Annotated in this window: 14 protein-coding genes; 13 read left to right on the forward strand and 1 reads right to left on the reverse strand. The window is 35.6% G+C overall.

Annotated features, from left to right (window positions below; translation table 11 throughout):
• Positions 1 to 117 precede the first annotated feature (117 nt).
• From SOY52_RS08210 to SOY52_RS08225, 4 genes are all read left to right on the forward strand, one after another.
• Complete coding sequence (locus tag SOY52_RS08210; RefSeq protein ID WP_320848469.1) at positions 118 to 765, forward strand: hypothetical protein; 648 nt, start codon at positions 118 to 120, stop codon at positions 763 to 765.
• A gap of 69 nt (positions 766 to 834) precedes the next feature.
• Entirely contained in the window at positions 835 to 2,127 is a 1,293-nt protein-coding gene (gene trpB, locus SOY52_RS08215) for a tryptophan synthase subunit beta (protein ID WP_320848470.1), read from the forward strand.
• 82 nt (positions 2,128 to 2,209) lie between these two features.
• Positions 2,210 to 2,566 (forward strand): CidA/LrgA family protein, encoded by a 357-nt coding sequence (locus SOY52_RS08220; RefSeq protein ID WP_320848471.1) that lies wholly within the window; start codon positions 2,210 to 2,212, stop codon positions 2,564 to 2,566.
• The gene (locus SOY52_RS08225; RefSeq protein WP_320848472.1) at positions 2,563 to 3,255 is read left to right on the forward strand and encodes an LrgB family protein; all 693 of its coding nucleotides are present in this window, start codon (positions 2,563 to 2,565) and stop codon (positions 3,253 to 3,255) included. Before SOY52_RS08220 ends, SOY52_RS08225 begins: the two co-directional genes overlap by 4 nt.
• On the opposite strand, the gene SOY52_RS08230 is transcribed toward SOY52_RS08225, so the two are convergent.
• Positions 3,229 to 4,167 (reverse strand): YitT family protein, encoded by a 939-nt coding sequence (locus SOY52_RS08230; RefSeq protein WP_320848473.1) that lies wholly within the window; start codon positions 4,165 to 4,167, stop codon positions 3,229 to 3,231. The genes SOY52_RS08225 and SOY52_RS08230 overlap by 27 nt on opposite strands.
• A gap of 110 nt (positions 4,168 to 4,277) precedes the next feature.
• Here SOY52_RS08230 and SOY52_RS08235 point away from each other — a divergent pair, with 110 nt between their 5' ends.
• From SOY52_RS08235 to SOY52_RS08275, 9 genes are all read left to right on the forward strand, one after another.
• Entirely contained in the window at positions 4,278 to 4,559 is a 282-nt protein-coding gene (locus SOY52_RS08235; protein WP_320848474.1) for an OadG family protein, read from the forward strand.
• A gap of 17 nt (positions 4,560 to 4,576) precedes the next feature.
• The gene (locus tag SOY52_RS08240) at positions 4,577 to 6,682 is read left to right on the forward strand and encodes a biotin/lipoyl-containing protein (protein WP_320848475.1); all 2,106 of its coding nucleotides are present in this window, start codon (positions 4,577 to 4,579) and stop codon (positions 6,680 to 6,682) included.
• A 10-nt stretch (positions 6,683 to 6,692) separates the two neighbouring features.
• Positions 6,693 to 7,895: a sodium ion-translocating decarboxylase subunit beta gene (locus SOY52_RS08245; RefSeq protein WP_320848476.1), complete on the forward strand. Its 1,203-nt coding sequence runs from the start codon at positions 6,693 to 6,695 to the stop codon at positions 7,893 to 7,895.
• Positions 7,896 to 8,021: 126 nt separating this feature from the next.
• Positions 8,022 to 9,440 carry a pyruvate kinase gene (gene pyk / locus SOY52_RS08250; RefSeq protein WP_320848477.1) on the forward strand — a complete coding sequence of 473 codons (1,419 nt, stop codon included), beginning with the start codon at positions 8,022 to 8,024 and terminating at the stop codon, positions 9,438 to 9,440.
• A gap of 146 nt (positions 9,441 to 9,586) precedes the next feature.
• Positions 9,587 to 10,063 carry an ATP-binding protein gene (locus SOY52_RS08255; RefSeq protein WP_320848478.1) on the forward strand — a complete coding sequence of 159 codons (477 nt, stop codon included), beginning with the start codon at positions 9,587 to 9,589 and terminating at the stop codon, positions 10,061 to 10,063.
• An 89-nt stretch (positions 10,064 to 10,152) separates the two neighbouring features.
• Positions 10,153 to 10,602, forward strand: coding sequence for an ATP-binding protein (locus SOY52_RS08260; protein WP_320848479.1), 450 nt, complete (start codon positions 10,153 to 10,155; stop codon positions 10,600 to 10,602).
• Complete coding sequence (locus SOY52_RS08265; protein ID WP_320848480.1) at positions 10,599 to 11,018, forward strand: hypothetical protein; 420 nt, start codon at positions 10,599 to 10,601, stop codon at positions 11,016 to 11,018. The genes SOY52_RS08260 and SOY52_RS08265 overlap by 4 nt, the downstream gene beginning before the upstream one ends.
• A 148-nt stretch (positions 11,019 to 11,166) precedes the next feature.
• Positions 11,167 to 12,018 (forward strand): alpha/beta hydrolase, encoded by an 852-nt coding sequence (locus tag SOY52_RS08270; protein WP_320848481.1) that lies wholly within the window; start codon positions 11,167 to 11,169, stop codon positions 12,016 to 12,018.
• On the forward strand, positions 11,990 to 12,472 hold the full coding sequence (locus SOY52_RS08275; RefSeq protein ID WP_320848482.1) for a dCMP deaminase family protein: 483 nt from the start codon (positions 11,990 to 11,992) through the stop codon (positions 12,470 to 12,472). The genes SOY52_RS08270 and SOY52_RS08275 overlap by 29 nt, the downstream gene beginning before the upstream one ends.
• Positions 12,473 to 13,032 lie beyond the last annotated feature (560 nt).

Below are 13,032 nucleotides of genomic sequence, written 5' to 3' on the forward strand. Positions count from 1 at the left end.
AAAACCATTTAATGTGTGCAGCCCACTGTGGCGATGACACAATTTGTAGAAATACTCTTATTATGTCAAAACAGCTCAATAAACAAAGAGTAAGTGTAATATTAGTAGGTGAATCACTTGGCTATTAATATTGATTGGTCTATTTACCCAGATAGAGAAAGAAAAGCAAAATTTACAAATTCACTTATTCCTGAGTCCCCATATAAAAGTGCAGGAGTAAGTGTTATTGAAGTAAAAAAGTTAGCAAAGACCTTTGATAGTGATGATATCGAAATTAACTATATCGAAGATGTTCTATTAAAGGGCTTTATTATTGCATTTAAAAAGGAAAGCTTTTCAGAAAAAATAGTAAAGCTTGAAGCTTTCTATCCTTTATTAGTTTCCTGGATGGCAACTGATTCTGTAGGAGCAGCACTATACATTCCTAAGAAGGATAAAAAGGAGGCTTATGACTATTTTATCAATCTTACAGCCTCCCCTATTCCTATGACAGCTAGGTTTGCATTTGTGGTATTGATGGATCACTTTTTAACAGCAGACACAGTTGATGAAATAATGACTAAGGCTGTCTCAGTTAATAGCGATAATTATCTACTAAAAATGGGAATTGCTTGGCTTACCTCCTGTTGCTACATAAACTATCCAGAGCAAACATGTAAGTATTTTTCCATGTTAGATAAAGAATTATCAAAGATGGCAAAGCAAAAATGCAGAGATTCTAAGCGAGTAAGTTTAGAGAACAAAGAAAGATTAAAATTATTGTAGATTACCAATTGAAATAATGTTATTATATATAGTAATGATTCTATATACAAGAACATTAAGGAGAAATATATGTTAAATTTAGTAAATAATGGTATTAATAGTTGTAATCTTCCTGACGATAAAGGTTTCTTTGGCACTTATGGTGGTTCTTTTATTCCTCCACAGCTACAAGAGGTAATGGATGAAGTGGCGAGGGAATATGAAAGAATTAGCAAGGATCCAGAGTTTATTAAAGAGCTCAATGACCTTCAAACACACTATACAGGAAGGCCTTCACCTGTGTACTATGCCAAGCGCCTTTCTGAGGCAGTTGGAGGAGCACAAATCTATCTTAAGAGAGAAGATTTAAACCATACAGGAGCACATAAAATCAACCATAGTATTGGCGAAGTTTTACTTGCAAAGAAGATGGGTAAAAAGAAGGTAATTGCAGAAACTGGTGCAGGACAACATGGAGTAGCCCTCGCAACTGCAGCAGCTCTCATGGGTCTTGAATGTGATATCTACATGGGTGAAATCGATGTTATGAAGGAAGCTCCAAATGTATCTCGAATGAAGGTATTAGGGGCAAAAGTTATTCCGGTAAAATCAGGTACACGATCATTAAAAGATGCAGTAGATGAAGCATTTAAAGCCTATTTACAAGACCCTATTAACCAAATTTATTGTATTGGTTCTGTAGTAGGTCCTCATCCTTTCCCGATGATGGTTAGAGATTTCCAATCTGTAATTGGATTTGAAGCAAAAAAACAAATTCAAGAACTGACAGGACAGCTTCCTAATAGTGTTGTTGCATGTGTAGGAGGTGGTTCTAATGCAATGGGTATTTTTTCTGCCTTTATTGAAGATAGTTCAGTTAAGCTCTATGGTGTTGAGCCTGCAGGTATGGGCCTTGATACACCTAATCATGCAGCTACAATTGCAAAGGGCACAGAAGGTATCTTACATGGCTTTAAGTCTTTAGTAATTCAAGATGAAAAAGGTAATCCTCTTCCTGTTTATTCAATTGCCTCAGGCTTAGATTATCCTGGTGTGGGACCTCAACATAGCTACCTACACTCTATTGGTAGAGTAAACTATAAAACAGCAACAGATAGAGAAGCTGTTGAAGCCTTCTATGCACTTTCAAGAATGGAAGGTATTATTCCAGCTCTTGAATCAAGTCATGCCGTTGCATATGCAGTAAAATTAGCCCAAGAGAGCAAAAAAGATGATATTATCCTTGTTAACCTTTCAGGTAGAGGTGATAAAGATATTGATTTCGTAATGCAAAACTACCCTCTTGTAGATTATGAGCCAGTAGAAAACCCTACAAATAGTTATCAAGAATTCCTTTCGCACATACAAATTAGAAGAAAATAGTTTTTATGGCATGCGAAAAAGCATGCCATTTTTTATCTCTCCTGCTTGAATACATAAAGGCTTTGTGATAAAGCTATGAACCATGAAAATTCTCATTCAGATTTCAGTGATTTTCACTATATGTCTTATAGGAGAGGCCCTTTCTGCTATCATTCCATTTCCAGTCCCAGCCTCTATAATTGCACTACTACTTTTATTGGTCCTTTTATTAACAGGGCTTATTAAAGTAGACCATATTAAAGAAAAGAGTGATTTTTTACTTACTAATATGGCTTTCTTTTTCGTACCTGCTGGTGTAAAGATTATTGAGCACTTTGAGACAATTAAATCAATTTGGCTCCCAATCTTTATTATCGTGATTGTAAGTACAGTTTTAGTTTTCTGTACAACAACACTAACAGTTATATTAGTTAACAAATTAACTGGAGGGAAAAAATGAAAGAAGCTGTTTTTTCTTCCCCATTATTTGGCATTTCAATTTCAATTATCGCTTATTATATAGGCGTTGTTTTAAATAAGAAAACCAAGATTGCTTTAGTAAATCCACTCCTTATTAGCTATGTTATAATTATTTCATTTTTGAAAGTATTTAACATTCCTCTTGAGTGGTATCTTAATGGAGGAGATTTTATTAATCTCTTCTTAACACCTGCAACAGCAGTACTTGCACTTACTATTTATCGCCAGAGAAAGCTAATAAAAGAAAACTTTCTAACAATAGCTTTAGCAACTTTTGTTGGAGCAATTACTTCAATTGTATCTGTATTAGCACTTTGTAAATTATTCTCTTTGTCAGATCCAATTACCTATTCACTGCTTCCTAAGAGTATTACAACACCAATGGCAATTGCTGTTAGCTCATCAATTGGTGGAATTGAATCTATTACAGTACTTGCAGTAATAATTACAGGTGTTACTGGTAATATCTTAGCACCTGTTTTAATAAAGCTATTAAAGGTCAAAGATCCAATAACACAAGGTGTTGCAATTGGAACCTGCTCCCATGCTGTAGGAACAAGTAAAGCAGTTGAGCTTGGAGATGTTCAAGGAGCAGTATCCTCAGTTGCACTTACCTTCACAGGTATTATTACTGTCGTTTTATCACTTATTATTTTCAACTTTATTTAAAGGTTGAAAGCCATTACCAAGGACCTGATAAGCATCATTAATAAACATGAATGCTGTTGGGTCCTCTTCATGTACAATCTTTTCAAGTGTCATTAATTGGTTGTTATGAACAACAACCATCAACATATTTCTTTCTTTTGAAGTGTATATTCCTGTTCCTCTAAATAATGTACCACCATGATGGAGTTCGGTAATTACTCTTCTTGAGATATCAGGACATCGTTCATTTGAGAAAATAAAGGCCGTCTTTGCAAGACTTGTTCCAACCTTAACAACCATTAAATTAATCATTGTTCCAGAAATATACATGGCAATAAATGCCATTAAGGTATTTCGCAGGCCAAAGAAAAAAGTTCCTATCATCACGACAGAAATGTTCATTAAAAATTCAATACTTCCTACTGCAAATGGAGTGTGCTTTGCAACTATTTGAGCCAGGATATCTGTTCCTCCACAGTTAGAGCCCGCTCTCATTACAATACCAATTCCACTACCAACTAAAACACCATATGCAATTGCGGATAATAAGACATTTACAGAATCTGAGTAATCAAGGAAACCTTTATATTGAGTCAGATTTCCTATCAAAGACACCCATACAGAAAGTAATGTAGAGCCAACAAATACCCTTAAGCCATATACAGAACCAAAGACCTTCATACCAAGTAAGAATAGTGGAATATTGATACACATCATTACTACACCTGGGTCAAATCCCAATGAGTAGTACAGTATTGTTCCAACACCAGTAACTCCACCACCTGTTAATTTTGCTGGATTTGAAAAGAGCGCTATGCCACATGCAGCGACAAAAGTTCCGAACACGATTCTAAGATAGTCATACACGACTCTTAATTGTTTTCTACCACACATAACAAGACAAATTATGTATAGCCAAATATATTTTTGCAACCACTATTTTTACCCTCTAATAGTTGAAATATGCATATGTTTTGAGATATAGTTTTTAGTGGATAATCTTATAGTAAAAATAAAATTATATAAAATAGGAGAAAGCTTACATGTTATCACTGTTAGCGAATTTGCCAAAAGAAGTACTTGTCAAGCAAATTCAAGATGGCTTAGTCCTTCTTGTACTTGGTATGGGCACTGTATTCGTCTTTTTGACTATTCTCATTTTCACAACAAAGCTTTTGAGCAAGGTATGTGCACGTTTTGCTCCTGCAAAGCCAGCTACTCCTGCTCCTAAAAAAAGCACTGCAGCACCACAGAATTCAGGTGTAAATAAAGATGCCGAAATTGCAGCTGCCATTGCAGCCGCTTATGCGCGTTCAAACAACTAAAACCAAAGGATTAACAAATGGCAAAGAAGAAAATTAATTTCATGTGTACAGCATTCCGTGACGGCTTCCAGTCTGTTTACGGCGCAAGAGTTTTCACAAAAGACTTTATGCCTGCAGTTGCAGCAGCAAGAGAAGCAGGAATTACTCATTTTGAAGCAGGTGGTGGTGCTCGTTTCCAGGCTCTCTACTTCTACACAAATGAAGATGCTTTCAAGATGATGGATGAGTTTAGAGAAGTTGCAGGTCCAGATGCAAACCTTCAGACACTTTCAAGAGGTGTTAACGTAGTAGGTCTCGATTCTCAGCCAAGAGATATTATTAAGCTCCATGCTCAGATGTTTAAGAAGCATGGTATGACAACAATCAGAAACTTCGATGCATTAAACGATGTAAATAACCTTATCGACTCAGGTAGAGCAATTCACGAAGCAGGCTTAAAGCACGAAGTAACTGTTACAATGATGAGTCTTCCAGATAGCTATCATGCAGCAGCTCACAACCCAGAGTTCTATGAGAAGATTCTTCGCCAGATTCTTGATGCAGGTATCCCATTTGATTCTCTCTGTTTCAAAGATGCTTCTGGTACATCAACTCCTCACAATGTATATGAGACAATCAAGAGAGCTAGAAAGCTCCTTGGACCAAACGTAAATATCGTTTTCCACTCACATGAAACAGCTGGTGTTTCAATTCAGCAGTACATGTCAGCTATTGAAGCTGGTGCAACACAGGTTGACCTTTCAATGAGCCCATGTTCAGGTGGTACATGTCAGCCAGACATCCTTACAATGTGGCATGCATTAAGAGGTACAGACTATGACCTCGGAATCGATGTTAACAAGGTACAGGAAGCTGAAAGAGTTTTTGAAAACTGCATGAAAGATTACTTCCTCCCACCAGAGGCAACAAAAGTTAATCCAAACATCCCATTCTTCCCTCTTCCTGGAGGTGCTCTTACAGCTAATACTCAGATGCTCCGTGATAACAACCTCATGGATAAATATCCAGAAATCGTTGAAGCTATGGGTGATGTTGTTAAGAAGGGTGGTTTCGGTACTTCTGTAACTCCTGTTTCACAGTTCTACTTCCAGCAGGCATTCAATAACGTAATGTTTGGACCATGGAAGAAGATTGCTGAAGGCTATGGTAAGATGGTTCTTGGTTACTTTGGTAAGACTCCAGTTGAACCAGATCAGGAAGTTGTAAAGGCAGCAGCAGAACAGCTTAAGCTTGAGCCTACAACAGAAAAGGTTGTTGACCTTAACGATAAGAACCCTAATAAGGGTAGAGAAGCAGCTATTAAGATGCTTAAGGAAGCTAACCTTGAAGAAAGCGAAGAAAACATCTTTATTGCAGCTAGCTGTAAGGAAAAGGGTATCCTTTATCTCACAGGTAAAGCTAAGGTTAATGGTGTTAGAAAAGTTGAGAAGGAAGCTCCTAAGAGTGCTCCAGCAGCTAAGAAGAATACCTCTGGTGAATACACAGTAACAGTTAATGGCACAGCTTATGGTGTTAAACTTGATGGTGCTAATGCAATTGTTAATGGCGTTTCTTACCCTCTCTCAATTGCTGACGGACTTAAGGTTGCCGCAGCTCCAGCAGCAGCTCAGGTTGTTGTAACAGGTTCTCAAGATGTAACAGCTCCAATGCCAGGCCTTATCTTAAAGATGAATGTTAAGGTTGGTGATGAAGTTAAGAAGAACCAAGAGATTGCAGTAATGGAAGCTATGAAGATGGAAAACCCAATCTATGCTCCATGTGATGGTAAGATTACAGCAATCAAGGCTAACCAGGGTGATCAGCTCCAGGCTGGAGATGTAATTCTCTCAATCGGTGGCACACAGGTTGTTCAAGCAGCTCCTGCTCCAGCAGCAGCTCCTGTAGCAGCTCCAGTTGCAGCACCAGCAGGTGGTACAGAAGTTAAGGCTCCAATGCCAGGTCTTATCCTCAAGCTCAACGTTAAGAAGGGTGATCAGGTTAAGAAGAACGATGAAATCGCTGTAATGGAAGCTATGAAGATGGAAAACCCAATCTACGCTCCATGTGATGGCGTTGTATCAGATATCTCAGTCAACCAGGGTGATCAGCTCCAGGCTGATGACACTATCATGGTAATCGCTTAAGGAGTGATAGATGAGCAGTATTCTCAATGGATTAGTTGAGCTGGCAAAATCTACAGGTATCTATGGCTTTCTCCAGTCAGGTGGCTGGGGAAACGCTGTAATGATTCTTGTCGGCTTCTTCCTCTTTTATCTTGCTATTAAGAAGGGCTTTGAGCCACTTCTCTTAGTTCCAATTGCAATGGGTTGTGTACTTTCAAACATCCCATTCGCATATATCGCTGGTGCTCCAGATCCAACAAACGGCGCTATTGGATTTATCCAGATTCTCTATAACGCAGGTATTGAATCAGGTCTCTTCCCTGTACTCATCTTCATGGGTGTAGGTGCTATGACAGACTTCGGACCACTCATTGCTAACCCAAGAACTCTTCTTCTTGGTGCAGCTGCACAGCTTGGTATTTTCTCTGCATTAATCGGTGCTTTATTCCTCTCATTTATTCCAGGAATTAACTTCGACTTAAATATTGCAGCAAGTATCGGTATCATCGGTGGTGCAGACGGTCCTACAGCTATCTATGTAACAAGATACCTTGCACCAGACTATCTCGGTTCAATTGCAGTAGCAGCTTACTCATACATGGCTTTAGTACCAATTATTCAGCCACCTATCATGAAGGCTCTTACAACTGAAAAAGAAAGAAAGATTAGAATGCAACAGCTCAGACCAGTATCAAAGGTCGAGAAGATTATCTTCCCTATCTCAGTACTTACAGTTTGTGCACTCCTCCTTCCTTCTGCTTGTCCTTTAATTGGTGCTCTTATGTTTGGTAACCTTTGTAAGGAATGTGGTGTAGTAAATAGACTTTCAGATACAATGCAGAATGCTCTTATGAATATCGTAACAATTTGTCTTGGTCTTTCTGTAGGATCAAAGATGGCTGCTGAGAAGTTCCTTAACCTTGAAACTCTCGGTATCCTCCTCCTTGGTATGGTAGCATTCGGTATTGGTACAGCTGGTGGTGTCTTACTCGCTAAACTTATGAATAAGCTTTCACCAAAGCGCCCTATTAACCCACTCATTGGTGCAGCTGGTGTATCAGCAGTTCCAATGGCTGCTCGTGTAGCAAGTAAGGTTGGTCAGGAAGCTGACCCTCAGAACTTCCTCCTCATGCATGCTATGGGACCAAACGTATCTGGCGTTATCGGTTCTGCAGTTGCAGCTGGTGTATTAATGAAGGTAGTTCCAATCCTTACATCTGGTGTTTTAGGTTAATAAAAATTAAACACTATCAAAGCTCACTCTTATGGGTGGGCTTTTTTATTTTTAAAACGCTTTTTCTTGTTAAATAATTGAACTTGTTTATTTATTGGATAGCTATATTTTGGTATCATCTGGACCATGAGAAAAACTAAGATTATTTGTACTATGGGTCCTGCTGTTGAGACCGAAGAAAAGATAAAAGCATTGATTAATGCGGGAATGGATGCGGCACGCTTTAATTTCTCCCATGGAAGTCATGAGGAACATAAAGCTAGAATTGATTTGGTTAAAAAAGTATCAAAGGAAATGAATGCTCCTATAGCATTAATTCTAGATACTAAGGGGCCAGAAATCAGAGTTGGTGATTTTGCTGAAAAAAAGGTTGAATTAAAAGAAGGTCAAACCTTTACCCTCTTTAAGGATTCATCACACATTGGTGATGAAAATGGAGTTGGAATTACCTACCCTTACCTTTCAGAAGATGTTAAGGTTGGAACAACTATATTAATTGATGATGGATTAATCTCAATGACAGTTACTGACATTGTTAATGGCGATATGGTTTGTCGTGTTGATAATGGTGGTAAAGTTTCATCAAAGAAATCAATTAACATTCCTGGTGTTGATGTAGACCAAGTATTCATCAGTGAAAAGGATAGAAGTGATATTATATTTGGCATTGAACAAGACATTGACTTTATTGCAGCTTCATTTGTTAGAAACCAAGATGATGTTAAGAAACTAAGAAAGCTACTTAATGTTAATGGTGGTGAAAAGGTACAAATAATTGCAAAAATTGAAAATGGTTCAGGTATCGAGAATCTTGATTCCATCTTAGAAATTGCAGATGGCGTCATGATCGCTCGTGGTGACATGGGTGTTGAAGTACCTTTTGACCAGTTACCAGCTATCCAGAAAAATATCATTAAAAAGTGTTATAAGAAAGGTAGAATTGTAATTACTGCAACTCAAATGCTCGATTCAATGACAGAGCATCCAAGACCAACTAGAGCAGAGGTATCAGATGTTGCTAATGCAATTTATGATGGTACTACTGCTATAATGCTCTCTGGCGAAACAGCTGCAGGTAAATACCCTGTAGAAGCCGTAAAGGCAATGTCAAGAATTGCAGAATACACAGAAAACCAAATTAACTATCAAGATAGATATTTAAAGAATAATCTTAAGTTAAAGCAGGATATCGTAAACACTATAACAAGTGCATCAGTTGAAGCTTCCTTCTTCTTAAAAGCTAAGGCTATTGTAGTTGGTACAGTAACAGGATATACAGCTCACGTAGCTTCTTACTATCGTCCATCAGTACCAATTATTGCCTCCTGCACAGATGAAAAAGCAACAAGACAACTCAAGCTAGACTATGGTGTTTATCCTTACCATGTAGATTTAACTGATGATAGAGATGTAATGCGTTCTCAAGCACTTCAAATTGCAAGAGCATCAAAAGTTGTTAGTGAAGGTGATCTTGTAGTATTAATCTGTGGTTCTCTTGGATCTGGAAAGAGTACATCAGATACAATGATTATCGCAGAAGCTTAATTACTTCAAACCAGTAGATGGTAGCAATAAAAAATACATTGCTACCATTTTTTTTAATTCTTTATCTGTAATAAAAATGATATTGCTTTTCCACTTTGAAGTTACTTTGAAGTATACTGTAAAAGTAAGTTTAGATGTAGCAATTTATGTGTTTAAAAGATCTCATTGGGAAACAGATATTTGAAGACGTAACACATGAAAATAAAGCACGCCTTGATAGAGAAGATATTGTAGGATGGTTAAAAACAATTGCCGGATTTGCAAACAACCAAGGGGGAGAATTATTTATAGGTGTTGAGGACAAAAGTGGGAAATTAATAGGATTTGATAAATCAAGTGCTGATAACGAACGAAACTTTTTAAATAACAAAATCAAAGAACACCTTTTTCCTCGTCCAATTATTACAATTACTTTCCCTTCATATGAAATACGAGGTACTACTAGATATCTCATCTTAGTTAAAGTTAGTCCAGATAGTAATAAACCTGTAATATTAAAATACAATGGTGTTCCTGCTATTTATATAAGAAGAGAAGGCTTTACAAATGGAGCTTCATACGAAGAAATCATTGAGATGGCAAAAAAAATATTACAGAATATGATTTACTACCTACAGAAATAAAATACAAAAAAGATAATTTTTCTCTATTATTTTCTACATTTTCAACTCAAAACGATGGTGCAATATTATCAGAGAAAAAATTATATGCAATGGGCTTCTTTGATAATAACAGATTCTTAAGAAATGGAAGCATACTCTTTTCTGATAAAGCCAAAGGTTTAGCAACAGTACAATGTTCAATTTTTAAAGGAATAAATAGAGGTGATGATAGAATTATTTCTATATCTAAATTTGATGGTTCAATATTAGAAGGAATAAAGTTTGCAATGGATTTTATAATTTCAAGAGAAAACCATACCTTTATTAAAAGTGACTTTGGAAGGAGGAATATCGATGCTTATCCAACACGATCTATTCTAGAAGGAGTTGTTAATGCTTTTGCACATTGTGACTATAGTTTGACAGGAACTCAAATTCAGATTGATATGTTCTCTAATCGACTTGAAATATCATCTCCTGGCAGTTTTTATTTGCATGATAAAATTCAAACTACATATATACTCTTTCAAATATCATATCTAAGCGACGCAACACATTGATATTTGATATTCTAGTAGCATTAAAGTTAATGGAAGCTGAGAGGACTGGATTTGATAAGATTTTGGAGGATTATAAAGATCAAGAAGATAGCTTTAGACCTTTTGTTTCTTCTTATAGCGACCATTTCACATTAACCCTTCCTGATTTAACTAATAATGGTTTCATTAATAAAGCGAATATTGATTTTCCTTATATTGAAGATGTTAATGAAGAATATGCAACCCAAATATTATCTTTTTGCTTAACAGAGCCAAAGAAATATAGCCAAATTGCATCCCATTTATTGCTATCTGACTCATCCTACTTTAGAGCCAAGATTATCCAACCTCTAATTAATGGAGGCTTGCTTATTAGTAGAAAGAATAAGGGGAGTACATACTTAATTGCAAATAGAGAAAAAGTAAAACTAAGATGATGCTCACAAAGCTAATTAATTGTGAGTTACTATTCTTAATTATTCATTATATTTTTTACTTATGGTTTATTTTGTGCTTTTATTACTTTTATTCTTATTTCTTAACTGGAATATTCCTTTTTATAGAGATAAGAATAAAGAGATTTTAATGAGTGATGAATCAAAATGCTTTAGTGATGATGCTAAAAGTATTATTTATGATAAAAAAAGAGATGAAGCTGTATTACTGATTCATGGCTTTCCAACTACACCTAAGATGTATACATATGCAGCAAAGAGATTAGATGAAGCAGGTTATGATGCATATGCACCTTTAATTCCAACATTTGGAAGTAATATAGAAGATTTTGAAAAAACAAATTATACCCAGTGGTTTAACTATATTTCATCGTATTATGAGAATTTGAGAAAACGATATAAAAAACTATATGTACTTGGAATTTCCATGGGTGGCGCAATGACACTAAACATTGGTGAAAAATACTCAAATACCCCACTTGCTCCTAATCGATTAGTAGCAATTAGTGCACCTGTTGCATACAACAATATCAGATATGGAATATTTACAAACATAAAAGCAATGCTTGCCCCTACTCTTTCACTATTTGTTAAAAATATTGGAGCAAAAATAGTTTATAGCCGTCCTGAGTCAAATGATGGTAATGAAGAATGGAATGGCTATGGCGGAGTTTTTATTAAGCAAGGTCTTTCACTATCAAAAGCATTTGATAAAATAAGAAAGGATTTAAAAAAGATAAGTGTACCAATGTTTGTCATGCACGATAAAAATGACCAAACAGTTCCATTTAAAAATCTTGCAGTAATTGAGAAGTACTGTCATGATTACATATATGTAAAAAGAGAAGTTGAAATGAAGGGTGATTTCAAGCACTCTCATCATTCACTCTTAATGTACAAATCTGTACAGAAAGAATATATGGATGATATTATCAACTTCTTAAGAGGTGATTATGACAGGAAAGAGACAAAACTACATTAGTTGGGATGAATACTTCATGGGAATTGCGGTTCTTTCATCTATGAGATCTAAAGACCCAAATACACAAGTTGGAGCATGCATTGTTAATGAACAAAAGATAATTGTAGGGGTTGGTTATAACGGCTTTCCAATTGGTTGTGATGACGATAAGCTCCCTTGGGATCGTGAAGGTTCTTGGTGTGATACAAAATATCCATATGTTTGTCATGCCGAGCTAAATGCAATATTAAATTCTCGTGGCAATTTACATGGAGCAACTCTATATGTAGCCCTCTTTCCTTGTAATGAATGTGCAAAGGCAATTATTCAATCGGGAATAAAAAGAGTTGTTTATTTATCTGACAAATATCGTGATAGTGATAGCAGTATTGCAAGTAGAAGAATGTTCGATGATGCAGGTGTAAAATACGAACAGTTTGAAAGTAAAGATAAGGAGCTAATAATCAAATTTTAACAAGCTGTTGATTCTAGTAAAGCTATATTAATTATATAGAAAAAAATATGAATATTAACAGTGATGCAATAATGTCAATTATAGAGGTAAATCAGAATCTTTCTTCTGCTGTAAGAAGAATAGAAAAACGGTAAAGTCTATATTTTCAAAAACAATAACCCCACTCTTTCTTCTTTTTAATCTTGAAAAAAGTACCATAGATAGAAATGACAGACGAAGAGAAAATTGAATTTATCATAAGAAGAATGCTCAAACAACACAAAAAAGTTTTTGAGGCGCTAGCTAAGTAAAGAATATGGTTCATCTTGAAAAAATATAGAGTCTCTTTTTATATACTTATAAGTATTATAATTTAGAATATATAAACAATCTCGATGCATAATTTATATCATATTTCTATCTCTATCATATTTCATATAAATCAAAATAGCATGCAATGTTTTATGCACTATTATGATTATATATTTATTTATATAATGGATATTTAAGAATATTTAGAAAAAAATTATGTTTTCGTTAAATTTACTACTGATATTATTTGACAAACTAAATTTTTGATG

Source organism: Bullifex sp., from assembly GCF_034103065.1.
Classification (GTDB): Bacteria; Spirochaetota; Spirochaetia; order Sphaerochaetales; family Sphaerochaetaceae; genus Bullifex.